Source organism: Micromonospora sp. CP22, assembly GCF_009712475.1.
Classification (GTDB): domain Bacteria; phylum Actinomycetota; class Actinomycetes; order Mycobacteriales; family Micromonosporaceae; genus Micromonospora.
This window is the reverse complement of sequence record NZ_VCJO01000003.1, coordinates 156,128-179,946: the sequence shown is the minus strand read 5'-3', so window position 1 is coordinate 179,946 and position 23,819 is coordinate 156,128. Positions and strand designations below refer to the sequence as shown.

18 protein-coding genes are annotated in these 23,819 nt (G+C 71.7%); 12 read left to right on the top strand and 6 right to left on the bottom strand.

Features of this window, described 5'->3' with window-relative positions; genetic code table 11:
- The first annotated feature begins 38 nt into the window (after nucleotides 1-38).
- Nucleotides 39-1,985 carry a 1-deoxy-D-xylulose-5-phosphate synthase gene (gene dxs, locus FF096_RS06735; protein WP_155215544.1) on the top strand — a complete coding sequence of 649 codons (1,947 nt, stop codon included), beginning with the start codon at nucleotides 39-41 and terminating at the stop codon, nucleotides 1,983-1,985.
- A 49-nt stretch (nucleotides 1,986-2,034) separates the two neighbouring features.
- On the opposite strand, the gene FF096_RS06730 is transcribed toward dxs, so the two are convergent.
- Entirely contained in the window at nucleotides 2,035-3,234 is a 1,200-nt protein-coding gene (locus tag FF096_RS06730) for a hypothetical protein (RefSeq protein ID WP_375335303.1), read from the bottom strand.
- A 295-nt stretch (nucleotides 3,235-3,529) separates the two neighbouring features.
- Between FF096_RS06730 and FF096_RS06725 the strand changes: the two genes are divergently transcribed.
- The 7 genes from FF096_RS06725 (at nucleotide 3,530) to hpxZ (ending at nucleotide 11,747) form a co-directional block, all read left to right on the top strand.
- Entirely contained in the window at nucleotides 3,530-5,341 is a 1,812-nt protein-coding gene (locus FF096_RS06725; RefSeq protein WP_375335310.1) for a hypothetical protein, read from the top strand.
- Between the two features lie 119 nt (nucleotides 5,342-5,460).
- The gene (locus FF096_RS06720; RefSeq protein ID WP_155215543.1) at nucleotides 5,461-6,126 is read left to right on the top strand and encodes a GntR family transcriptional regulator; all 666 of its coding nucleotides are present in this window, start codon (nucleotides 5,461-5,463) and stop codon (nucleotides 6,124-6,126) included.
- 75 nt (nucleotides 6,127-6,201) lie between these two features.
- Nucleotides 6,202-8,145 carry an allophanate hydrolase gene (atzF, locus tag FF096_RS06715; protein WP_155215542.1) on the top strand — a complete coding sequence of 648 codons (1,944 nt, stop codon included), beginning with the start codon at nucleotides 6,202-6,204 and terminating at the stop codon, nucleotides 8,143-8,145.
- Nucleotides 8,146-8,164: 19 nt separating this feature from the next.
- Nucleotides 8,165-8,854 carry a cysteine hydrolase family protein gene (locus FF096_RS06710; RefSeq protein WP_155215541.1) on the top strand — a complete coding sequence of 230 codons (690 nt, stop codon included), beginning with the start codon at nucleotides 8,165-8,167 and terminating at the stop codon, nucleotides 8,852-8,854.
- An 8-nt stretch (nucleotides 8,855-8,862) separates the two neighbouring features.
- Entirely contained in the window at nucleotides 8,863-9,555 is a 693-nt protein-coding gene (locus tag FF096_RS06705; protein WP_155215540.1) for a cysteine hydrolase family protein, read from the top strand.
- 12 nt (nucleotides 9,556-9,567) lie between these two features.
- Nucleotides 9,568-11,253 (top strand): solute carrier family 23 protein, encoded by a 1,686-nt coding sequence (locus FF096_RS06700; protein ID WP_230462345.1) that lies wholly within the window; start codon nucleotides 9,568-9,570, stop codon nucleotides 11,251-11,253.
- A gap of 104 nt (nucleotides 11,254-11,357) precedes the next feature.
- Nucleotides 11,358-11,747 (top strand): oxalurate catabolism protein HpxZ, encoded by a 390-nt coding sequence (gene hpxZ, locus FF096_RS06695; protein ID WP_155215539.1) that lies wholly within the window; start codon nucleotides 11,358-11,360, stop codon nucleotides 11,745-11,747.
- A 76-nt stretch (nucleotides 11,748-11,823) separates the two neighbouring features.
- Here hpxZ and FF096_RS06690 read toward each other — a convergent pair whose 3' ends face one another.
- Nucleotides 11,824-13,674 carry a hypothetical protein gene (locus FF096_RS06690; RefSeq protein ID WP_375335302.1) on the bottom strand — a complete coding sequence of 617 codons (1,851 nt, stop codon included), beginning with the start codon at nucleotides 13,672-13,674 and terminating at the stop codon, nucleotides 11,824-11,826.
- Between the two features lie 70 nt (nucleotides 13,675-13,744).
- On the opposite strand from FF096_RS06690, the gene FF096_RS26560 reads away from it, so the two are divergent.
- The 3 genes from FF096_RS26560 (at nucleotide 13,745) to FF096_RS06675 (ending at nucleotide 16,967) form a co-directional block, all read left to right on the top strand.
- Nucleotides 13,745-15,037: a PQQ-binding-like beta-propeller repeat protein gene (locus FF096_RS26560; RefSeq protein WP_196222478.1), complete on the top strand. Its 1,293-nt coding sequence runs from the start codon at nucleotides 13,745-13,747 to the stop codon at nucleotides 15,035-15,037.
- Between the two features lie 71 nt (nucleotides 15,038-15,108).
- Complete coding sequence (locus tag FF096_RS06680) at nucleotides 15,109-15,777, top strand: response regulator transcription factor (protein ID WP_155215537.1); 669 nt, start codon at nucleotides 15,109-15,111, stop codon at nucleotides 15,775-15,777.
- Complete coding sequence (locus FF096_RS06675) at nucleotides 15,774-16,967, top strand: HAMP domain-containing sensor histidine kinase (RefSeq protein ID WP_309222804.1); 1,194 nt, start codon at nucleotides 15,774-15,776, stop codon at nucleotides 16,965-16,967. The genes FF096_RS06680 and FF096_RS06675 overlap by 4 nt, the downstream gene beginning before the upstream one ends.
- A gap of 66 nt (nucleotides 16,968-17,033) precedes the next feature.
- Here FF096_RS06675 and FF096_RS06670 read toward each other — a convergent pair whose 3' ends face one another.
- The 4 genes from FF096_RS06670 to FF096_RS06655 form a co-directional block, all read right to left on the bottom strand.
- Nucleotides 17,034-19,103 carry a 3-hydroxyacyl-CoA dehydrogenase NAD-binding domain-containing protein gene (locus FF096_RS06670; protein WP_309222803.1) on the bottom strand — a complete coding sequence of 690 codons (2,070 nt, stop codon included), beginning with the start codon at nucleotides 19,101-19,103 and terminating at the stop codon, nucleotides 17,034-17,036.
- The gene (locus tag FF096_RS06665) at nucleotides 19,100-20,293 is read right to left on the bottom strand and encodes a thiolase family protein (protein WP_309222802.1); all 1,194 of its coding nucleotides are present in this window, start codon (nucleotides 20,291-20,293) and stop codon (nucleotides 19,100-19,102) included. The genes FF096_RS06670 and FF096_RS06665 overlap by 4 nt, the downstream gene beginning before the upstream one ends.
- Nucleotides 20,294-20,536: 243 nt before the next feature.
- Entirely contained in the window at nucleotides 20,537-21,856 is a 1,320-nt protein-coding gene (locus FF096_RS06660; protein WP_309222801.1) for a ribonuclease D, read from the bottom strand.
- 75 nt (nucleotides 21,857-21,931) lie between these two features.
- Nucleotides 21,932-22,504: a DUF3000 domain-containing protein gene (locus FF096_RS06655; RefSeq protein ID WP_155215536.1), complete on the bottom strand. Its 573-nt coding sequence runs from the start codon at nucleotides 22,502-22,504 to the stop codon at nucleotides 21,932-21,934.
- Between the two features lie 215 nt (nucleotides 22,505-22,719).
- Between FF096_RS06655 and hemE the strand changes: the two genes are divergently transcribed.
- Nucleotides 22,720-23,817 carry a uroporphyrinogen decarboxylase gene (hemE, locus tag FF096_RS06650; RefSeq protein ID WP_155215535.1) on the top strand — a complete coding sequence of 366 codons (1,098 nt, stop codon included), beginning with the start codon at nucleotides 22,720-22,722 and terminating at the stop codon, nucleotides 23,815-23,817.
- The last annotated feature ends 2 nt before the right edge of the window (nucleotides 23,818-23,819 follow it).

Below are 23,819 nucleotides of genomic sequence, written 5' to 3'. Positions count from 1 at the left end.
GGCTGCGCGGTGTGCCAGGGCCGATAGACTCTGCGCTCATGAGTGTTGAAGAGGACACGGCCAACCACGGCCGGCTGCTGGCCACGGTGCACGGTCCCCAGGACGTCAAGCGGATGTCAGCCACCGAGCTGGAGATCCTCGCCGCCGAGATCCGTGACTTCCTGATCGCCAAGGTGTCGCGTACCGGCGGGCATATCGGGCCGAACCTGGGCGTGGTGGAACTCACCCTGGCCCTGCACCGGGTCTTCGACTCTCCCCGGGACCGGATGCTCTTCGACACCGGCCACCAGGCGTACGTGCACAAGATCCTCACCGGTCGGCAGGGCGGCTTCGACCAGCTGCGCCAGCGCGGCGGCCTCTCCGGCTACCCCAGCCAGGCCGAGAGTGAGCACGACATCATCGAGAACTCGCACGCCTCGACCGCCCTGTCGTACGCCGACGGGCTGGCCAAGGCGTACGCGTTGCGCGGCGAGTCGCGGACCGTGGTCGCCGTGGTGGGCGACGGCGCGCTGACCGGCGGCATGTGCTGGGAGGCGCTGAACAACATCGCCGCCACCGAGAACCCGCTGGTCATCGTGGTCAATGACAACGGCCGCTCGTACGCGCCGACGATCGGCGGCCTCGCCCACCACCTCTCCACGCTGCGGCTCAACCCCGGCTACGAGAAGGTCCTGGACGCCGTCAAGGACGCGCTCGGCTCGACCCCGCTGGTCGGCAAGCCGATGTACGAGGTGCTGCACGCGGTCAAGCGCGGCATCAAGGACGCGGTCGCGCCGCAGGCGATGTTCGAGGACCTCGGCATCAAGTACGTCGGCCCGGTCGACGGGCACGACCTCACCGCCGTCGAGGCGGCGCTGCGGGCGGCGAAGAACTTCGGTGGCCCGGTGATCGTGCACGCGGTCACCCGCAAGGGCTACGGCTACCGCCCCGCCGAGGAGGACGAGGCGGACTGCTTCCACGGCCCCGGCGCCTTCGACATCGCCACCGGTAAGGCCACCGCCGCGCCGTCGGTGAAGTGGACCAACGTCTTCGCCGACGAGCTGGTCAAGATCGCCGACGAGCGGCCTGACGTGGTGGGCATCACCGCCGCGATGGCCGAGCCGACCGGCATCGCGAAGCTGGCCCGCAAGTACCCGGAGCGCACGTACGACGTGGGCATCGCCGAGCAGCACGCCGCCACCTCGGCGGCGGGCCTGGCGCTCGGTGGGTTGCACCCGGTGGTGGCGGTCTACGCGACCTTCCTCAACCGGGCCTTCGACCAGGTCCTGCTGGACGTGGCGATGCACAAGCTGCCGGTCACCTTCGTGCTGGACCGCGCCGGCATCACCGGCCCGGACGGGCCGAGCCACTACGGCATCTGGGACATGTCGGTCTTCGGCGTGGTGCCCGGTCTGCGGATCGCGGCGCCCCGCGACGCCGCCACCCTCCGCGAGGAGCTGCGCGAGGCGGTCGCTGTCGACGACGGCCCGACCGTGCTGCGCTACCCGACCGGTGCGGTCGCCGCCGACCTGCCCGCCGTACGGCGGGTCGGGCCGGTCGACGTGTTGGCCGAGTCGGCGCGTACCGACGTGCTGCTCGTCGCGGTGGGCGCCTTCGGCCAGCTCGGCATGCAGGTGGCCGCCCGGGTCGCCGAGCAGGGCTACGGGGTCACCGTGGTCGACCCGCGCTGGGTTCGCCCGATTCCGCCCGAACTCGTCGAGTTGGCCAAGGGACACCGGCTGGTGGTCACCGTCGAGGACGGCGTGCGGGTCGGCGGCGTCGGTGACGGCCTCGCCCAGGCGATGCGCGACGCCGACGTCCAGGTGCCGCTGCGCGACCTGGGGGTGCCGGCCGACTGGCACCCGCACGGCTCGCGTGGCCAGATCCTGGCCGACCTCGGCCTGACCGCCCAGGACGTGGCCCGCGACATCACCGGCTGGATCTCCCGCCTCGACACCGAGCCGGTGGACCCGCCTCGCCTGACCTCCAACCCCACCGCCAACTGACCGTCCGGACCCACCCCCGAACCACCGCGTCGACGGTGGCGGGGGTGGGTCAGCGGCGGGCGGAGCCGGCGGTGCGGTAGTGGGTCTTCTCGTCGGCGGCGAGGCTGAAGGTCTCGCGGCGCTCGGGGAGGGGAGCCACCACCAGCCCGGGGCGGTCGACCAGGCGGGTCGTGTTCGGCGGCACCGACAGCGTGGTGTCCTTGGCGGCACGCCAGCTCAGCACGACCAGCGGCTGATCCGGTACCGGCACCTCGTAGACCTGCAACGCGTGCGTACGGTCGGCGGGGGAGAGCACCACCGGGCCGTCGTCGGCGGGCCGGTAGACCACCGCGCTCATCGAACCCTCGGCGCTCTCCCAGGTCAGTTGCTCCAACTCGGCCGGCTCGCCGCCGTCGAGCGTGATCTCGCCGAGGGTACGCACGGCGAGTTTCGCCATCGGCCATGACGCCGGCACCGACTGCGGTACGTCCCGGTCGCCGACCCGCCGGAGGATGCTGCCGAACGGGCCGTCCTCGCCCGCCAGTTGGCAGGTGTCGAGACCGGTCAGGGCACGCCGACCGGAGCCGCTCTGGTCACGGACCAGCGGGTAGCGGGGTGCGGTGGTGCCGGTGCCCAGGTCGAGCAGCCGCTCGGCGGAGCGCCCCCGGGGCAGTGACTCGGTGGCCCGCAGGGTGGCGGTGACGGTGACCGCCCGGCACTCGGGCACCTGCACCGGGTCGGTCAGGCCGTCGGTGCTGGACAGGGTCTTGCCGTCCGGCCCGACCAGTCGCCGGACCCGTTCGGAGGTCAGGTAACGCCGCCCCTGCGGGGACTGGACCGGCAACACGTCGGAGTAGACCAGGTAGCCGGGATCGGTGTACTCGGTGGCGTGACTGACCGTGTAGCGGTCGTCGTCGCGGGTGAGTTGGAGCAACCAGGACGCGGCCTCGCCGGGTACTGACGCGGCGACCAGGGCCAGGGGCGCGCCGTCCACCTCACCGGAGAAGAGAATCCCGGACGAGGGGAGGTGCACCCGGTCGTCCACGGGTGACCGCCATTCGCGTACCGCCCGGGTGACGGCGGCGGTCGCCGTGGCGTCCTCGGCCAGCGAGCCGCGTGGCGGCCACACCGTCAGCGAGCCGTCCATGCTGTCGTAGCCGACCCGCAGGTCCCGTGGCTGACGCTCGGCGACCGGCCCGCAGGCGGTGAGGGCGATCAGCAGGGTGGACAGGCCGGTGGCGGTCAAGCCTTGCCAACGGGCTGAAGCCACCTGTCACGCCCCCGATCAGATCGCGTCGTCGTGTCGGAGGGCAATGGTACGAGATGTCCCCTCGGCACTTACTGTCGCCATACGCTGCGTCGCAATGTCGCCACACCGGCCACAGGGGACACCGCGTCGAGTTGGGGCATTTTCCCCACTCCGGTAGACTCCGCCGACTGTGACGCCTGCCGAGACCCGCGCCGCCGCGCTGCTGAGATCCGCTGACGTCGCCGACTCTCCGTCCGACATCGTCACCGTGGGTGACGAGGAGCGTGCTGCCGAATCGACCCGGCAGCTGACCGAGATCACACCGGCGGAGCCCGACGGTACGCGGGGCACCGGCACCGGTGTGGCCGCTCCGGCCCGCCGACGTCGGTTCCGTTGGACGCCCCGTCGTCTGGACCTCGCGATCTTCGGCGGGTTCCTGCTGACCGCGATCTGGGTGACCAGCCAGATCTGGGTGGACCCGGCCGGTCGGGTGGCCTCGCTCTACAGCAGCGACCCGGCCCAGGTGCAGTTCTTCCTCGCCCACTCGGTGCGGGTGGTGCTGCACGGGGAGTTCCCGTTCTTCACCGAGCAGTTCAACTACCCCGACGGGGTCAACCTGATGGCCAACACGGCCATCCTCGCCCTCGGCATCCCGATGGTGCCGGTGACCCTGCTCTTCGGGCCGGCCGTGACCTTCGTGCTGCTGGTGACGCTGGGCCTCGCCGGAACCGCCTCGGCCTGGTATTTCGTGCTGTCCCGGCACGTGGTGAACAACCGGCTCGCCGCCGTGGTGGGCGGCTGGTTCTGCGGGTTCTCCCCGGCGATGCTGTCGCATGCCAGCTGGCATCCGAACATCATCAGTCAGTTCCTGCTGCCGTTCATCGTCTGGCGGGTCATGGTGATCACCCGGTCGACCCGGCCGTACCGGGACGGCGCGGTCCTGGCCCTGCTGGTCACCGCCCAGGCGTTCATCAACGAGGAGATCCTGCTCTTCACCGCGATGGGCTGCGGGATCTTCCTGATCGCGGTGGTGGCCCAGCGCCCGGAGTTGTGGTCGACGGCCTGGCGACCGTTGGCCAAGGCGCTGGCCACCTGCACGGTGATCGCCGGGGCGCTGCTGGCGTACCCGCTGTACATCCAGTTCGCCGGCCCGATGGCCTACCACGGGCTCAGCGACGCCGTCCGTGACTACGGCAACGACGTCGCCGCGTACTTCGCCCCCGGCTCGCCGACCATCGGGGGTAGCCAGCGGGCGAACGTCAACCTCGCGCCGAACTACTCCGAGGAGAACGCCTTCTTCGGGTGGAGCCTGGCCCTGATCGCGGTGGGGATCGTGCTCTGGCTCCGGCGGGAGGTGCTGGTCCGGGCGCTCGCCGCGACCGCCGCCTTCTACACCATCCTCTCCCTCGGTGAGCGGATCACCTGGTGGGACCGGGAACTGGTGGTCGGCCCGTGGGAGTGGCTGGTCCGGCTGCCGCTGCTCGACGCGGTGGTGCCGACCCGGTTCGGCATGATCACCACAGTGGTCGTGGCGATCCTGCTGGCCCTGGCCATCGAGCGGACCAGCACGCTGTCCATGGACCGGGGGACCGTGCGTACGCTGACCGTCGCCGGTCTGGTGCTCGCGCTGCTGCCGATCACCCCTATGCCGCTGCCGATGACCTCCCGCCCCCCGGTGCCGGAGTTCATCACCTCCGACCGGTGGCGCGCCTACGTCGGGCCGGACCAGACCCTGGTGCCGATCCCGGTGCCGAGCATGGGCAACACCCACGGGATGCGGTGGGCCGCCGCCACCAACCTCGACTTCAAGATCCCGGGCGGGTACTTCCTCGCCCCGCGCAACGGCAACACCGGTGACCCGGGCCGCTTCGGCGGTCGGCCGAGCGGCATCGGGAAGATCCTGGAAGAGGTCGCCACCACCGGCCGTACGCCGGAACTCGACGACCGTCAGCGGCGGCGCTCCCTGGACGAGCTGCGGCACTGGCGGGCGGCGATCCTGGTGCTACCGGTCCGGCAGTCGCACTCCGAGCCGCTGCGGCAGACCGTCGAGCAGTTGGTCGGCCCGGCGCGGCTCGAACTGGACGTCTGGGTGTGGGACGTGCGGTCACTGACCGACCCCCGGGCCTGATGCCGGTCGGTGCGGTCGAGCGGGAAGCCGAGATCGGTGGCGCACTCGTCTGGGACGTCCGGCCGCTCGCGGGCTGACGTCCGACCAGGACCCCGACGGCAGGTGGCAAACTCGTCCGGATGAGCGACGTGGCCGCATCGCCGACGGAGGGCGAGCTGGAGAGTGTCAGTCTGGTGGAGCTTGCCGTCTCCCGGCTGACCCGGGAGATCCTCAGCGGCCGGAGCGATCCCGGTGAACGGCTGGTGGAGGAACAGCTGACCCGCCGTCTCGGCATCAGCCGCGCCCCGCTGCGCGAGGCGCTGCGGCTGCTGGCCCAGCGGGGACTGGTCGAGCACGTGCCGCGCCGGGGGGTCCGGGTGGCCACCCTGTCCGATCGCGACGTGCGGGAGCTGTACGAACTGCGCGACGTGCTGGAACGGTTCGCGGTGCGGTCGGCCATCCCGGTGCCGAGGGAGAGCGACCTGGCCGGGCTGCGGGCGGCGTTGGACCAGATGCGGCAGGCGACCCGGGACGGCGATCGCCTGGCGGTCGCCGAGTCGCACCGGGCGTTCCACGTCGCGTTGGTGGCCCTGGCCGGTAACCGGCAGCTCTCCACGGTGTACGACTCGATCCTGGTGAAGTTGCAGCTCTACATGGCGATCAATCTGCGCCGCGAGGCGGAGGCGGCGCAGCCGCACGACGGTGTGCACCGGCACGAGCGGCTGTTCGAGGCGGTCGCCGCCGGTGATCCGGAGGTGGTGCTCGACGTGTTGTCCGAGCACGGTGCGCGGTCGTATCTGGGGTAGCTCTACCGGGCGGCCGTCATGGCGTCGTTACCTGGCGCGCGGTTCGCCGTAACAGAACTGTCGACAATCGACTGTATGCCAGAGCGGATCGGATCGATCTCGGAGCTGCGGTCGGCGTACCGCCACGGCGGCCTGACCCCCACCGACCTGGCGGAACGGATCGCGTCCGGCCTGGTCGGAGCGGACGGCGGGCCGGTCTGGATCAGCACCGTGTCGGCCGGGCAGCTGCTCGCCCGCGCCGCGCAGCTGACCGCCACCGCCGACCCCGAACCCCTGCCGCTGTACGGCATTCCGTTCGCGGTCAAGGACAACATCGACGTCGCTGGCATGATCACGACGGCGGGTTGCCCGGACTTCGGGTACCGCGCCACCGAGGACGCGCCCGTGGTGCGTCGGCTGCTCGACGCCGGAGCGCTGCTCGTCGGCAAGACCAACCTCGACCAGTTCGCCACCGGCCTGACCGGAGCGCGGTCCCCGTACGGCAGCTGCGAGAGCGTCTTCGGCGCAGGGGTGATCTCCGGCGGCTCCAGCTCCGGCTCGGCCGTGGCCGTCGCCGCCGGACAGGTCAGCTTCGCCCTGGGTACGGACACCGCCGGCTCGGGCCGGGTCCCGGCGGCGCTGAACGGGATCGTCGGGCTCAAGCCCACCCGGGGCCTGCTGAGCACCGGCGGCGTGGTGCCGGCCTGCCGGTCGCTCGACTGCGTCTCGGTCTTCGCCACCGAGGTGGCCGACGCGGTGGAGGTGCTGCACGCCGCACGCGGCGTGTCCGCGGCCGACCCCTGGGGGCGTCCGCTGCCGGCGGAGCGGGTCGCGGCCCGCATACCGGGCACGCTACGCCTCGGGGCGCCCCGCGCAGAAGACCTGGAGTTCTTCGGCGACGCCGGGCAGGCGGTCCGGTTCGCCGTGGGCGTGCAGGCGTTGCGTGGCCTGGTCGGCGAGGTCGCCTCGGTGCCGCTGCAGACCTTCTTCGAGGCGGGAGAACTGCTCTACCAGGGGCCGTGGGTGGCCGAGCGGCTCGCCGGGCTGGACGGTTTCCTGCGGGAACACCCCGAGGCCGTCCTGACGGTCACCCGCAGGGTGCTGGAGACCGGTCGCCGCTACGACGCGATCGACGCCTTCCGGGGCCAACACCGGCTGCGCGAGTTGCGGGCCCGGGTCGATCGCCTGTGGAACGAGGTCGACCTGCTGGTGGTGCCCACCGTCGGTACGACGTTCACCCTCGACGAGATCGCCGAGGATCCGATCGGTCGCAACATGATCCTCGGCCGCTACACCCAGTTCGCCAACCTGCTCGACCTGGCGGCGGTGACGGTGCCCAACGGCTTCACGGCAGCGGGGCGACCGGCGAGCCTGACCCTGCTCGGCCCCGCGTTCACCGACACCACCCTGGCCCGCCTCGCCGCCGCATTCACCGCCGCCACCCGAGCGGACGTCGCCCCGCGCGCCGCCCCCGAGACCGCCGCGCGCGCCGCTCCCGAGACCGCCGCGCGCGCCGCTCCCGAGACCGCCCCGCGCGCCGCCCCTGAGACTGCCCAGCACGTCGCTCCCGAGACTGCCCAACGCGTCGCTCCCGAGGCCGCCGACGGGGGCGTGCCGGCCGGGTCCGCGCAGCTGCTGATCGCCGTCGTCGGTCGGCACCTGGCCGGTGAATCCCGCAACGGGGAGCTGACCGAGCGCGGCGGCATCCTCGCCGGTGCCGCGCGTACCGCGCCCTGCTACCGGCTCTACCGGCTGCCCAGCGCAGACGGCGACGGGCTGCCCGGCCTGGTCCGGGTCGCACCCCACGACCCGGGCGGACACCCGATCGAGGTCGAGCTGTGGCGACTGCCGGTGGCCGCCGTCGGTGACCTGCTGGCCGGGGTGCCGGCCCCGCTGTCGCTGGGCTGGGTTCGGCTGCACGACGGGCGGGACGTGCTCGGCTTTCTCTGCGAGGCGTACGCCGTCGATTCGCAGGCGGAGGACATCAGCGCCGTCGGTGGGTGGCGGGCCTACCGCCGAGCCACGGCGCGCCCGAGTTGACCACACGGAGGAGGAGAGGATGGGCCGGATCGGGCCGGTAGCGGCGAACCCCTACCCGTGGCCGTACGACGGCACGGCCGACACCGCGCGTACCGCACTGCTCTGCATCGACTGGCAGACCGACTTCTGTGGCCCGGGTGGCTACGTCGACGCGATGGGCTACGACATCAGCCTCACCCGGGCCGGGCTGCCGGCCACCGCCCGACTACTGGAACACGCCCGGTCACTCGGGATGCTGGTCGTGCACACCCGGGAGGGCCACGATCCCGACCTGTCCGACCTGCCGGCCAACAAACGCTGGCGGTCGGCACAGATCGGCGCCGAGATCGGTGCGGCGGGCCCGTGCGGGCGGATCCTGGTCAAGGGCGAGCCCGGCTGGGAGATCGTGCCCGAGGTCGCCCCGGTATCCGGCGAGGTGATCGTCGACAAACCCGGCAAGGGCGCCTTCTACGCCACCAATCTCGACCTGGTGCTGCGTACCTGGGGCATCACCCACCTGATCCTCACCGGCATCACCACCGATGTCTGCGTACACACCACGATGCGCGAGGCGAACGACCGGGGCTACGAGTGCCTGATCCTCGCCGACTGCACCGGTGCCACCGACAAGGACAACCACGACGCCGCGCTGCACATGGTGACCATGCAGGGCGGCGTGTTCGGCTGCGTCGCCACCTCCGACGCCGTCATCGCCGCCACGACCAGGTGAGGTGAGCCATGTTGACAGTCGCCGAGGCGCGGCCCTTCCCGTACACCTTCGAACCGGCCACCACCGCGCTGCTCGTGATCGACATGCAGCGCGACTTCCTGGAGCCCGGCGGCTTCGGTGAGAGCCTGGGCAACGACGTCGGCCGACTGCGGCGGACCATCGCGCCGTTGACCACGCTGCTGGCCGCCGTCCGTGCCGCCGGAATGACCGTGGTGCACACCCGAGAGGGGCACCTGCCGGACCTCTCCGACTGTCCACCGGCCAAGCTCAGCCGGGGCCGGCCGAGCAAGCGGATCGGCGACCCCGGGCCCAAGGGCCGGATCCTCATCCGGGGCGAGTACGGCCACGACATCGTCGACGAGCTGTCGCCGCTGCCCGGCGAACCGGTAGTCGACAAGCCGGGCAAGGGCGCCTTCCACGCCACCGGGCTGGACGCCCTGCTCGCCGAGCGGAACATCCAGCGCCTCCTGGTCACCGGGGTCACCACCGAGGTGTGCGTGCACACCACGGTCCGGGAGGCCAACGACCGTGGGTACGAGTGCCTCGTGCTCGCCGACTGTGTCGGGTCCTACTTCCCCGAGTTCCACCGGGTCGGGCTCGACATGATCGCCGCCCAGGGCGGCATCTTCGGGTGGGTCGCCGACTCGACGGACGTGCTCGCCGTGCTGCCCACCACCCCCGTGTTGCAACCCTCCTCCTGACCGGGAGCAGCCATGGTCCCCACCAGACCCTCCGTCGTGCCGCTGCCGCACTGGGTACGCGGCGACACCAACGCGTTCTTCGGTTTCGGCGTCAACGTCCTGGTCAACGTGCTCACCCTGACCGGGCTCTGTCTCTTCGTGGTGAACCTGCCCGAGCGGGAGGTGTTCGGCACGATCCTGCCGGCCCTCGGCATCGCCCTGGTCGCGGGGAACATCTACTACACCCACCTGGCCCGTCGGCTGGCCCGGCGGGAGAACCGCGCCGACGTGACCGCCCTGCCGTACGGGCCGAGCGTGCCGCACATGTTCATCGTCATCTTCGTCATCATGCTGCCCATCTACCTCAGCACCGGTGACGCGGTACGCGCCTGGGAAGCGGGTCTGGCCTGGGCATTCATCATCGGTGTGATCGTGCTGATCGGCGCGTTCGTCGGCCCGTACATCCGCCGCCACACGCCGCGCGCCGCGCTGCTCGGCACCCTCGCCGGCATCTCCATCACCTTCATCTCGATGAACCCGGCCGGTCAGATGTGGCGGCTGGCCTGGATCGCCCTGCCGGTGCTGGCGTTGCTGCTGATCGGCCTGCTGACCGACGTGAAACTGCCGTTCAACTTCCCGATCGGGCTGGCCGCACTGCTGCTCGGCACGGCGATCGGTTGGCTCGGCGGCGCGATGTCGGTGCCGGACGTCACCGCGGCGGCCCGGGACATCGCGTTCGCCTTCCCCACCTTCCAACTCGACCTGCTGGCGCGCGGCCTCTCCGACATGGCCCCGCTGCTGGCGACCGCGATCCCGCTGGGCGTCTACAACTTCACCGAGGCGATGACCAACGTGGAGAGCGCGGCCACCGCCGGAGACAACTACAACCTGCGCAGCGTGCTGCTCGCCGACGGGGCCGGGGCGGTCATCGGCTCCGCCCTCGGTTCACCGTTCCCGCCTGCGGTCTACGTCGGCCACCCGGGCTGGAAGGCCGCCGGTGGGCGTACCGGGTACTCGATGGCGACCGGGATCGTCATCGCGCTGCTCTGCTTCCTCGGAATGTTCTCCCTGCTGGGTGCGATCTTCCCGACCGCCGCGATCGTGCCGATCCTGCTCTACATCGGACTGCTGATCGGCGCCCAGGCGTTCCAGGCGACGCCCCGGGCGCACGCCGCGGCGGTGGTGGCGGCCCTGATACCCAACATCGCGGCGTGGGCTACCGGGCAGATGAACAACGCCCTGGCCGCCGCCGGCACCAGCGCCGCCGAGGTGGGCGAGGAGGCTCTGGCCGGTGCCGGGGTGGTCTACGACGGCCTGCGGATTCTCGGTGAGGGGGCGATCCTCGCCGGTCTGGTGCTCGGCGCGATCGTCGCGTTCATCATCGACAAACGCTTCGTCCACGCCGCCGTCTTCGCCGCCTCGGGCGCGGTGCTCGCCTTCATCGGCCTGATCCACGGCGAGGAGGTGCGGTGGAACGCCAACGGTCAGGTGGCGCTCGGTTACCTCTTCGTGGCGGTGATCTGCGCGATCTTCGTGTTCGGTGGGCACCCACCCCGGGTGCCCGACCCGGAGGAGGCCGAACTGGACCGCCTGCACGGTGGCGACGCCCCGACCCCTCCGGCCGCCACGCCCCCGGCCTCGGCCACCACGCACTTCCCGGCCTCGGCCGACGGTGAGTCGGCCGCCGACGACAAGCGCGAGCCAGTGGTGAACAGCTGAGCCGGATTCGTCCGGCCGGGCGGCGGTGTGCGGTAGGCACCACCGACGCCGCCGCCCGGCCGGGTGCCACCCGCCGTCCCGCCCGTCGAGAGAGGACCCGCCGCATGGAGATCGACCGGACGGACGTGGTCGCCGAGGTCACGGCGGCCTTCGTCGGCTACGAGCAGGCGCTCGTCGCCGGTGATGTCGACCGGATCTGCGGATACTTCTGGGACTCCAAGGCCACCGTGCGCTTCGGCCTCGCCGACCACCAGTACGGGCTCGACGAGCAGCGCGCGTGGCGGGCCGCCCAGCCGCCCCTGCCGTCCGGTCGCCGGCTGGTCGACACGGTGGTCACCGCCTTCGGCACGGACCTCGCGGTCGTCACGACCCGGTTCGGGTACGCCGACGGCGTGGCCACCGGTCGGCAGACCCAGACCTGGGTACGCCTACCGGAAGGCTGGCGCATCGTCACCGCCCACGTCTCCGAACCGCTTTCTTCCGACGCCGGATGACGATGCGTCCGACCCGTCGACGACGGTGTGTCCGCCCCGGCCGGTGACCATCGTCCGACCGGGTCGACGACCGTCGTCAGACGCGGTCGCGCACGTCCCAGAGCCACACGTCGTCGACGCGTTGCGGTGCCCCGAGCAGCGCGGTCAGCAGTTCCCGCAGCACCTGCTCGCGGGGATGCGCGCCGAGCACCACCACCGACGCCCGCCAGAAGCGCAGGTCCTCGACAGCCTGCCGGCGGTTCTCGTCGCTCAGCTCGGGCAGCTCGCCCGCGTCCATCGTCCGGTAGATGAGGGTGCTGGTGGGGCGGTTCGGAGCGCCGAACACGCCTTCGCCGTCCGCGTTGGGGCCGATGAAGTAGCCGGCCGGGATCGGGAACTCGTGCCCGGTCAGCGCGCTCCACCGCAGCGTGGACAGGCCGTGCACGTTGCTGGGGATGGGCACCGGTACCAGCGTGCGGCCGTGGGGCACGTACGGTCGCCAGCCACCGGAGGTGATGAAGGTCGGCGGCGGGTCGACCGGCTCGGCCGGCAGCGGGCGGGGCAGCAGCGGCAGCACCGCGAGGGTGATCGCGGCGTACCCGACGAGGTGCTGCCAGCGGGGGCGGCGGGCGGCGGGGGCCGTGCCCTCCGGGGCGCGGGGAGCCGGCACCGGCGCGCGGCGGCCACCGCCCACCGCGTCCCAGGCCAACGCCAGCAGCACACCGATCGCGGCGGTGGTCACCAGGGTCAGCCGGGTCGGCATCATCATCTCGACCAGCGGCAGGTCCTCCGGGATGTACGACCACGGACCGGCGATGCCGGTCAGTTCGCCGTTGAACCGGATCTCCGGACCGAGCGCGGCGACCGAGAAGAGCACCACCAGCACGGCCAGGATCCGGGCCACCAGCGAGCGGCGTACCAGCAGGACCAGGGCCACCACCGACAGCAGCACCAGCGGCCAGCCGAACCAGGTGTTCTGCTCGGTCATGCCGATGGTCGCCTCCACCGCCTCGTCACCGGCGATGGTGTCGCGGGGGAAGGTGACGAAGGCGGCGATGTCCTCGCCCCAACTGTGGAACACGCCGCCCTGGAGCCCCCGGTAGGACTGCGGGCCGTTGAACTGGAACCAGATCGGGTACGCGGTCAGCAGCAGCGCCAGCGCTCCGCCGACGCCGAGGCCCGCCGCGAACGTCCCGGCCCGCGCTCGGGCGAGGCGGGGACGCATCGCCGCGTACGCGATCACGACGACCAGGCAGGCCATCGCGGTGAGCAGCAGCATCTCCTCGTTGATGAAGATCTGGTACGCCACCAGCAGCCCGAGTATCAGCCCGTTGCGCCGCCACCGACCCGGCTCGGCCAGCCGGAACACCCGCACCACGATCAGTGGCAGCAGGAAGTTGGAGACGAAGTTGGGCTGGCCGTTGGCATGGTGCACGATGCCGGGGGCGAAACCGAGGAACCCGCCGCCGACGAAGGCCGCCGCCCGGGAGCGCACCAGGTGCCGCGACAGCATCCAGTAGGAGGTGCCGGCGGTGGCGGCCAACGCCCCACCCAGATAGAGCGCGTAGACCACCTGAGGGCCGAGCAGCATGGTCAGCGGCGCCAGCGGCAGGGTCACCCCGAGTAGCGAGGTGTTGGCCATCATGTTCACCCCGTCAGGGGCGTTCTGCCGGGTGGTGAAAAGCGGGTTATCCAGGTGCTGCACCGAGTACGCGCCGTGCGCGAAGAGCCACTCGAACCAGCTGTGGTCGGTGGGCAGGTGGGAGGAGACCCGGTTGTTCACGTCCGCCCAGTAGTTGAGGCAGACGATGACGCCGAGCAACACGTAGGCTCCGATGGCCAGCGCGTCGGCGCGCGTCGGCCGTCGCCGAGGTCGTGTTGTCGTTGATCGCGTCTCGACGGTCTCGGAGACGGAGTTCAGCGAGGGGTTCACCACCGGCACAGCCACGACGGGCCATCGTACAGGCGGAACCTCGCCCGCCCGCCGCGCGTCTGGTGTGTGTCAGGGGAGGATGACGGTGACCGTGATCGACCTCGGTGAGCTGACCGAGCTGACCGATCCGCCAGCACGACAGCGACGTTCCCGGCCGGGTGGCCGCCGGATGGCGGCCGTGGTGGTGGCACTGATCACGCTGATCGCGGTGGCGGGGGCCGCGCCGTCCGGGCGGATCCACGCGATCGTGCCGGTCGGCCTGGGCAGTGACCTGTTCATCGTCGGTGATCAGATTCTGACTCTCTCGCCGCGTCCGGGGTTCACCGACGGCAGCCAGGATCTGCTCGCCTATCCGCGTCCCGTCCGGGCCACCGCCGTGCCGCAGCGCCTGACGCCGCTGTGGCGGATGCCGATACCACCGCAGCACCGGGTCTACTGGGCGGATGCCGTCCCCGGCGACGGAATCGTGATCGCCATGGCGCAGCAGGAATCCCGCGTCAGCGCGACCCTGCGCCTCGACGCGCGTACCGGTCAGGAGCGCTGGCGGGTGCCCGGTATGGCGATGCTGGACCTGACCGACCGGGCGCTGCTGCGCACGTTCAGCGACAGCACTCCGAACGTCCTCCGGATGATCGACCTGGACACCGCCCGTGAACTGTGGTCGATGCCGTTGTCCGCGGCCAGCGTCGACTACCGGCAGCGGGACGACGGAGGGCTCGACGTCATCGTGGTGGCCACCATCGACGGTGAGGTCCAGGTGATCGACCCGGACACCGGGGCGGTACGGCACCGGCTCCCCGCACCGGACGACCAGCGCAGCGGCTACCAGCAGGCGTGGTTGAGCGGCGACCTGGTGACCCTGGTACGAAACTCCCGCACCCTCGTGGCGCTCACCGTCGACGGTCTGGTCGAGCGCTGGCGGGCGACCGTGCCGACGGCGGCCTACGTCACCGGCTGCGGGCCGATGCTTTGCGCCGGACTGGCCGGCGGTGGGCTGCAGGTCGTCGATCCCGCCACCGGGGCGATGCGGTGGCGCAACGAGGAACTCCTCGACCTCGTGCTGGTCGACGACCGGAATGCTCTCGCGATGTTCCGCGACACCAACGAGATGGCCACCGTCACCCTGTCCTCCGGCGCGGTGCTGATCCGGCACGGCCCGTGGCGGATGGTCGCCCGCTACGAGTACGCCCCGGATGTGCTCGCGGTGCGGACGGTGCCCGAGGTGGGCGCGGTGCTGGCCCAGATCGACCCGACCGGCGCACCGGCGCGGCGGATCGATGTCCTGCCGGGGGCCAGCGGTGACTGCCAGAGCCGGTCCGGCCTCGTCGCCTGCCGCCTGTTCGACGGCAACTTCGGCATCTGGCGACTGCCCCACTGACCCGGCCCGTCACGGTCGGCTTGGCCGGCGACGTTACGTTGTCGGTGGTCGGTGCGTGGAAAGGGGCGGGCATGCGGGTACTGGTGGTCGAGGACGAGCGCAACCTCGCCGACGCGATAGCGCGTGGCCTGCGCAAACGCGGCATGGCGGTGGATGTCGCGTACGACGGCGACAGCGGTCACGAGATGGCTTTCGTGACCCGTTACGACGTGGTGGTGCTCGACCGTGACCTGCCCGGCATGCACGGCGACCAGATCTGCGCGGAACTGGCCGCCTCCGGCGAGCTGACCCGGGTGCTGATGCTGACCGCCAGCGGCACCGTCGCCGACCGGGTCGAGGGTTTGCAGCTCGGTGCCGACGACTACCTGCCCAAGCCGTTCGCCTTCGACGAACTGGTCGCCCGGGTGCAGGCGCTGGGTCGACGCGCCACCCCGGCGGCCCCACCGGTGCTGGAGGTCGCCGACCTGGTGGTCGACCCGGCACGCCGTACGGCCACCCGGGGCGGAGTGCCGGTGGAGCTGACCAACAAGGAGTTCGGGGTGCTCTGCGAGCTGCTCAAGGCGCGGGGCGCGGTGGTCTCCAGCGAGGAACTCCTGGAACGGGTCTGGGACGCCAACACCGACCCCTTCACCACCATCGTCCGGGTCACGGTGATGACGCTGCGACGTAAGCTCGGCGACCCGCCGTTGATCGAGACCGTGGTCGGTGCCGGCTACCGGACGGCCGAGGTGGGGGCGTGAGCGTCCCGCCGCGTCGACGGCTGCCCAGGCTACGGTTGCGCCCCACGCTGCGGCTGCGGCTGACCCTGCTCAACGGCGTGTTGCTGGTCGGTGCCGGTGCGATCCTGGTCCTGCTGGCCTGGCTGCTGGTGCGTGACGCGCTGCGCCCCGTCGACGAGCTGCTGCCCGGCACCACCGTGGTACTCGCCGACGGCAGCACAATGGAAGCCGTCGCCTGGCAACAGCGGCTCGTCGACACGGCCTCCACGGAACTGCTGGCCAAGGGGCTGGCCGCGCTGCTGGCCATCGGTGTGGTCGGGGTGGTCGGGGCGTACGCGGTCGCCGGGCGCGCGCTGCGCCCGCTGCACCAGGTCACCGCCACCGCGCGTCGCCTCGGCGAGACCACGCTGGACCAGCGGATCGGCTACTCCGGGGCGGACGACGAGGTGGCCGAGTTGGCCGACACGTTCGACGCGATGCTGGACCGGATCGCCGCCGCGTTCGAGGCGCAGAAGCGGTTCGTGGCCAACGCCTCGCACGAACTGCGTACGCCGCTGGCGGTGATGCGTACCGAGATCGACGTGACGCTCAGCGACGACGAGGCCGACACGGCCGAGTACCGCCGGATGGCGACCGTGGTCCGCGACGCCTCCGAGCGTGCCAACGGGCTGGTCGACGCGTTGCTGGTGCTGGCGCGCAGTGAGGCGCAGACCGGTCGGCGGCTCGGCCGGCGCAGCGAGTGTGACCTGGCCGCGGGCACCGTCAACGCGCTCTCCGCCGTACGCCGGGAGGTGGAGCGGATCAAACTGACGGTCCAGACATCCTTGGAACCGGCACCGGTGGTCGGTGATCCCGGGCTGCTGGACCGGCTCGCCGGCAACCTCATCGAGAACGCGGTCCGCTACAACCACCTGCACGGGCGGCTCTGGGTGCGGACCGGGTCGGACGGGCAGCGGTCCTGGCTGGTGGTCGGCAACACCGGCTTCGACGTGGACCCGGCTGACGTGCCGGGGCTGTTCGAGCCCTTCCGGCGGGGCGGCCGGGAGCGTACCGGCGCACGAGGCTCGGGCCTCGGCCTGTCGATCGTCCGCGCGGTCTGCGACGCCCACGGCGGCACAGTGACCGCCGTCGCGCAGACCGGCGGCGGCCTGGAGGTGACGGTCAGCCTGCCGGCTGCGGACGTCGCGCCGACGGTGGAGCTCGCCCGCTGACGTGGAAACGACATCGCGGTGGTCACCCTCGCCGGATGACCACCGCGATCCTGTTCGTCGACCTGCTCAGCCGGGCAGGCTGGCCGCGCCGCGCGGCAGGAACCGCTGGCCGGTGACCCGCTCGCTGGTGCCGGTCCGGTCCAGGTACGGCGTGACGCCACCCAGGTGGAACGGCCAACCCGCGCCGAGGATCATGCACAGGTCGATGTCCTGCGCCTCGGCGACGACGCCCTCGTCCAGCATCAGCCGGATCTCCTGCGCCAGCGCGTCCAGCGCGTTCTGCCGTACCTGCTCCTCGGTGAGCGGCTGGTCGCCGACCACCAGCAGCTTCGCCACCTCGGCGTTGATCTCGTCGTCGACGACGATCGGCTGGCCGGAGTCGGCGATCCGCTTCAGGTTCTCGCTGACGCCGAACCGGTCCGGGAACGCGGCGTGCAGGGTGCCGCCCACGTGGTACGCCACGGCCGGCCCGACCAACTGGAGCAGGGCGAGGGGGCGCATCGGCAGACCCAGCGGATCCAGCGCGCGGTTCGCCACCTCCAGTTCGGTGCCGGCGTCGACGGCCGCGAAGACCGCGCCCAGGAAGCGGGTGAGTAGCCGGTTCACCACGAACGCCGGGGCGTCCTTCACCAGCACACTCGACTTCTTGAGCTGCTTGCCGACCGCGAACGCGGTGGCCAGGGTGGCGTCGTCGGTCCGCTCGCCCCGGACGATCTCCAGTAGCGGCAGCACCGCGACCGGGTTGAAGAAGTGGAAGCCGACCACCCGCTCCGGGTGCTCCAGCTCCGCCGCCATCGCCGTGATCGACAGCGAGGACGTGTTGGTGGCGAGGATCGCCTCCGGCTTGACGATCTTCTCCAGCTCGGCCCAGACCTGCTTCTTGACGTTCAGGTCCTCGAAGACCGCCTCGATGACGAAGTCGGCGTCGGCGAAGGCGGACTTGTCGACCGAGCCGGACACCAGGCCGTACAGCTTCGCGGCGGTGCCCTTGTCCATCCGGCCCTTGCTGACCGACTTCTCGATCTGGGCGTGCACGTAGCCCACGCCCTTGTCGACCCGCGCCTGGTCCAGGTCGGTCAGGACGACCGGCACCTGAAGGCGGCGGGCGAACAGCAGCGCCAACTGGCTGGCCATCAGACCGGCGCCCACGATGCCGACCTTGGTCACCGGCCGGGCCAGGCCCTTGTCCGGCGCGCCGGCCGGCCGCTTGGCCCGCCGCTGCACCAGGTCGAAGGCGTACAGGCCGCTACGCAGCTCCTCGGAGAAGACCAGGTCGGCCAGGGCCTCGTCCTCCGCGGCGGTGCCGGTGGCGAAGTCGGCGTCCTTCGCCGTCTCCAGCAGGTCCAGCGCCTTGTACGCGGCCGGCACCGCACCGTGCAGCCGCTGGTCGAGCGTCTGCCGGGCGAAGTAGAGCACGCCCGCCCACATGTCCTTGTCGACCTCGGGCCGGGTCACCGTGACCTCGCCCCGGACCACACCGGCGGCCCACTCCAGGGAGCGTTCCAGGAAGTCGGCCGGTTCCAGCAGCACATCCGCGATGCCCAGCTCGGCGGCCTGCTTCGGCTTGAGCATCTTGTTCTGCATCAGCGGGTTCTGGATGATCACCTGGGTGGCGGCCGGGATGCCGATCAGGTTCGGCAGCAGCTGGGTGCCGCCCCAGCCCGGGATCAGACCGAGGGAGACCTCCGGCAGTGCCAGGGCTGCCGCGCCGCCGGAGAGCGTCCGGTAGTGGCAGTGCAGGGCCAGCTCCAGGCCGCCGCCCATCGCCGCGCCGTTGACGAAGGCGAAGGTCGGAATCTCGCTGTCCTTGAGCCGGGCGAAGACCCGGTGGCCCAGCCGGCCGATCTCCAGGGCCTGCTCCCGGTCGGCCAGCAGCGGCAGGCCGGTGATGTCCGCGCCGACACAGAAGATGTACGGCTTTCCGGTGACCGCGATGAACGCCGGGTTGGCCGCGAGCGCTGCGCTGATCGCCTCGTCCAGGCTGGTCAGGCCCGCCGGGCCGAAGGTGTTCGGCTTGGTGTGGTCGAAGCCGTTGTCCAGGGTGATCAACGCGGCCGGGCGGTCCAGCCCCGGCACGTTCACCTGCCGCAGCAGTGCCTTGGTGACGACCTCGTTCGGTGCGGCGAGCGCGCTCACTTGTCTCCCTCCCAGTGGGGGTTCTCCCAGATGACCGTGCCGCCCATACCGATGCCGATGCACATGGCGGTGATGCCGTAGCGGACCTCCGGCCGCTCGGCGAACTGCCGGGCGAGCTGGGTCATCAGCCGTACGCCGGAGGAGGCGAGCGGGTGACCGATGGCGATCGCGCCGCCCCACGGGTTGACCCGAGGGTCGTCGTCGGCGATGCCGAAGTGGTCGAGGAAGGCCAGCACCTGCACGGCGAACGCCTCGTTCAGCTCGAACAGGCCGATGTCGTCGATGGTCAGGCCGGCGATGCGCAGCGCCTTCTCCGTCGACGGGATCGGGCCGACGCCCATCACCTCGGGCTCGACCCCGACGAAGCCGTACGACACCAGCCGCATCGCGACCGGCAGGCCCAGCTCGCGGGCGGTGGCCTCGTCGGCGAGCAGGCTGGCGGTGGCGCCATCGTTGAGACCGGCCGCGTTGCCCGCGGTGACCTTGCCGTGCGGGCGGAACGGGGTCTTCAGGGTGGCGAGCTTCTCCATCGAGGTGTCCCGAGGGGCCTCGTCCACCGTGGCCAGGCCCCAGCCGTTCTCCTCGTCGCGGATGGCGACCGGGACCAGGTCCTCCTGGAACTTGCCGTTGGCGTACGCCTTCGCGGTCTTCTGCTGGGAGGCGAGGGCGAACGCGTCGGTGCGCTGCTTGGTGATGTGCGGGACCCGGTCGTGCAGGTTCTCCGCAGTGGCTCCCATGACCAGCGCGGACGGGTCGACCAGCTTCTCCGCGACGATGCGCGGGTTCGGGTCGACGCCCTCGCCCATCGGGTGTCGGCCCATGTGCTCGACGCCACCGGCGATCGCGATGTCGTACGCGCCCATGGCGATGCCGCCGGCCACGGTGGTCACGGCGGTCATGGCTCCGGCGCACATCCGGTCGATGGCGAAACCGGGCACCGTCTTGGGCAGCCCGGCCAGCAGCGCGGCGGTGCGACCGATCGTCAGACCCTGGTCGCCGATCTGGGTGGTGGCCGCGATGGCGACCTCCTCGACCCGCTCCGGCGGCAGTTGAGGGTTACGGCGCAGTAGTTCGCGGATGCAGCGGATCACCAGGTCGTCGGCGCGGGTGTTGGCGTACATGCCACCCGCCTTGCCGAAGGGGGTGCGGACACCGTCGACGAAGACGACATCCCGGACTTCACGGGGCACGATTGAGCCTCCTATTCGACCGCGATCCGGTCGTCGCGCCGCCCAGGCGGCAGGCGGGACCGGACGAAGGTCGCCAGCACTGGCGTTTACCCGATGCTACTCGTCAGTAATAACCCGTGCCGCACCTCCCCCTGTAACCCACCCCACACCCCGCCCGGCGCACCGCCGTGTTGATCAAGAAGTTTTGGTCGCCGACACGCCGTGTCGGCGACCAAAACTTCTTGATCAACGGGTCAAGCCGGGTCAGGTGGTGGGGGAGAGGGCGGTGGGGAGGTGGGGGAGGAGGAGGGCGATCTGCCATTCGCGGGCGTGGTGGTCGCGCAGGGCGTCGGCGACGGTGGCTTCGGTGATCTCCTCGGGGGGCTGCCAGGCGATCCGGCGGATGATGTCGGGGGAGATGAGATTTTCCGGCGGCAGGTTGTGCTCGCTGGCCACCCGCAACACCACCTCGCGGCAGCGGGCCAGGCGGGCGGCGGCGGCCGGATCCCGCTCCGCCCAGCGGTGCGGCGGAGGCGGGCCGTCCACGGTCGGGGCCGCCGGCAGCGCGTCGTCCGGCAACTGCCGGGCTTCGTCGAGCGCCGCCAACCAGGTACGGGCCAACCGCCGCACCGAACGACCGCCGAAGCCGGGCAACGTGAGCAGTGTCTTCTCGTCCTTCGGGTCCAGCTCGGCCGCCGCGACGATGGCCGAGTCGGGCAGCACCCGCCCCGGCGCGGTGTCCCGCCGGGCGGCGATCTGGTCCCGCGCGTACCACAGGGCACGGACCCGGGCCTGCGCCCGCGCGCCACGGACGCGGTGGATTCCGGACGTCCGCCGCCACGGTTCGGCGCGTACCCGGGGCGGTCGGGCCCCGTTCAGCACGAGCGCGGCGAACTCCTGCGCCGCCCACTCGGACTTGCCCTGCCGGGCCAGCTCAGCGTCGAGGGCGTCGCGCAGGTCCGTCAGCAACTCGACGTCCAGCGCGGCGTAGGTCAGCCAGGACTCGGGCAGCGGCCGGCTCGACCAGTCCGCCGCGGAGTGGTGCTTCTCCAGGCTGAACCCGAGCAGCTGCTCGGTGAGCGCCGCGAGCCCCACCCGCTCGAAACCGGCCAGCCGCGCCGCCAGCTCGGTGTCGAACAACCGGCGTGGACGCAGCCCCAGCTCCGCAAGGCAGGGCAGATCCTGGTTCGCCGCGTGCAGCACCCACTCCGCGTCGGCGATCACGGCGTCCAGGGCGCTCAGGTCAGGTAGCGGCAGGGGGTCGATCAACGCTGTGCCGGCACCGGCACGGCGCAACTGTACGAGGTAGGCCCGCTGGCTGTAGCGGTAGCCGGAGGCACGTTCGGCGTCCAGGGCCACCGGGCCGGTTCCGCCCGCGAACCGTGCCACGACCTCGGCGAACTGCTCCGGGTCGGCGACTGGCTCGGGGGTGCCCTCACGGGGCTCGGTCAGCGGCACGGACTGGCTGCCAACAGGCTCGGTCCCCGCGTCCGAGGGCTCCGACCGCGCCGATGGCGGGTGCTGCGTGTCGTTTCCCGTACGGCTTGCGGCGGCCCGACGGCGCAGGGGTGGTTCGTCGGTCACCTGACAACCCTAGTGCGCGAGTGGATCGAGTGCCGCGCACCCGCCCCGCCGCGTGTCGGCATACGTCGGACGGGCTCAGCCGGTGGCGGCGGAGCGGCGCTCCGGCAGCGCGGTGACCCCCGGCGGCGGCAGGCCGGCGGTGGAGGCGAGCAGGGTGCACCAGGCGTTCAGATGTGGGGCCAGGTCGACACAGGTCGGCGTCCACGAGGCGCGGATCTCCACGTCGCCGGCCGCGGGTGGCCCGGCCAGCTCACCGAATCGGGTCGACATCGTCTGTGTGATCGTCCCGCCGATGGCCCGGTATCCCGCGTCCTGGGCGTCGAGGGCGTCGGTGAGCCAGGTCCACCCCACCCCGGGCAGCAGTGGGTCGGCGGCGAGGTCGACCTCCAACTCGGCGGTCACGTAGGTGACCAGCCGCAGGGTGCCCTGCCACGCCTCGTGTCCGGCCGGATCGTGCAGCAGGATCAGCCGCCCGGTGGCCACCTCGTCGCCGTCGCGCAGCACCGTCGCCGAGAGCGCGAACGCGTAGGGGGCGAGCCGCTGCGGGGCCCCAACCTCCTCCAGAACGATCTCCGGCCGAGGCGTCGCCGACCGGAGACCCGCGACCGCGCGAGCGAACGTGTCAGGCAGCGCGATCGGGGGGGCCATGTCCGCAGCCTATGCCGCCGCCCGGGTCGCGACCGCGAGGCGCGCCGACGATCGACTCGCCGATGATCGCCACGGGTCGTCCACCCGACCGTACGGGTTCGACCGGGCCTCGGCGTTATCTTGCCATGGTGTTAATAAGGGGCCCCTGCTCTACCGGAGGCGTTAACAAGGGGCCCTTCCTTTCCAGAGGTCGGGCGCGTGGCACGATTGCCGCGATGACCACCGACACCACGGGCACCGCCGCCCGAGACGACGAACCCCGCCCTGGCGGGCCCGCCGATTCGCCCTTCGTGCGGGCGTGTCGCCGTCGGCCCGTACCGCACACGCCGGTCTGGTTCATGCGCCAGGCGGGCCGGTCGCTGCCGGAGTACCGGGAGATCCGGGCCAACGTGGCGATGCTGGAGTCGTGCCGCCGACCCGACCTGGTCACCGAGATCACCCTTCAGCCGGTACGCCGGCACGGGGTGGACGCCGCGATCCTCTTCAGCGACATCGTGGTGCCGGTGGCCGCCGCCGGGATCGACCTGGACATCGTGCCCGGCACCGGCCCGGTGGTGGCCGAGCCGGTGCGTACCGCCGCCGACATCGACCGGATCCGGCCGATCGGCCGCGACGACGTCGACTATGTCGACGAGGCGGTTCGGATGCTGGTCAAGGAGCTGGGCGACACCCCGCTGATCGGTTTCGCCGGAGCCCCGTTCACGCTTGCCAGCTACCTGGTGGAGGGCGGCCCGTCGCGCACCCACGCCAAGACCAAGGCGTTGATGTACGGCGAGCCCGAGCTGTGGCACGCGCTCGCCGGCCGACTGGCCGAGATGACCCTGGCGTTCCTGCGGGTGCAGATCGAGGCCGGTGTCTCGGCGGTGCAGTTGTTCGACTCGTGGGCCGGTGCGCTGTCCGAGGCCGACTACCGCCGGTTCGTGCTGCCCCACTCGACAGTGGTGCTCGCCGGGCTCGCCGACGCCGGTGTGCCGCGCATCCACTTCGGGGTGGGCACCGCCGAACTGCTCGGCGCGATGGGCGAGGCCGGCGCCGACGTGGTCGGCGTCGACTGGCGTACGCCGCTGGACGTCGCGACCCGCCGGATCGGGCCGGACCGGGCCGTGCAGGGCAACCTCGACCCGGCTCTGCTGCTGGCCCCCTGGCACGTGGTGGAGGCGGAGGTGCACCGGATCCTGGAGCAGGGCCGCGCCGCGCCGGGGCACGTGTTCAACCTCGGCCACGGTGTGCTGCCGGAGACCGACCCGGAGGTGCTGACCCGGGTCGTCGCCCTGGTGCACGAGCTGTCCGCCGGGCCGGTCGGGCGGGACTGACC

Coding starts and splice junctions, on each gene's coding strand:
- dxs (WP_155215544.1), top strand. CDS start 39: ATGAGTGTTGAAGAGGACACGGCCAACCACGGCCGGCTGCTGGCCACG.
- FF096_RS06720 (WP_155215543.1), top strand. CDS start 5,461: ATGAGCGACGTGGCCGCATCGCCGACGGAGGGCGAGCTGGAGAGTGTC.
- atzF (WP_155215542.1), top strand. CDS start 6,202: ATGCCAGAGCGGATCGGATCGATCTCGGAGCTGCGGTCGGCGTACCGC.
- FF096_RS06710 (WP_155215541.1), top strand. CDS start 8,165: ATGGGCCGGATCGGGCCGGTAGCGGCGAACCCCTACCCGTGGCCGTAC.
- FF096_RS06705 (WP_155215540.1), top strand. CDS start 8,863: ATGTTGACAGTCGCCGAGGCGCGGCCCTTCCCGTACACCTTCGAACCG.
- FF096_RS06700 (WP_230462345.1), top strand. CDS start 9,568: ATGGTCCCCACCAGACCCTCCGTCGTGCCGCTGCCGCACTGGGTACGC.
- hpxZ (WP_155215539.1), top strand. CDS start 11,358: ATGGAGATCGACCGGACGGACGTGGTCGCCGAGGTCACGGCGGCCTTC.
- FF096_RS06680 (WP_155215537.1), top strand. CDS start 15,109: ATGCGGGTACTGGTGGTCGAGGACGAGCGCAACCTCGCCGACGCGATA.
- FF096_RS06655 (WP_155215536.1), bottom strand. CDS start 22,504: ATGGCCCCCCCGATCGCGCTGCCTGACACGTTCGCTCGCGCGGTCGCG.
- hemE (WP_155215535.1), top strand. CDS start 22,720: ATGACCACCGACACCACGGGCACCGCCGCCCGAGACGACGAACCCCGC.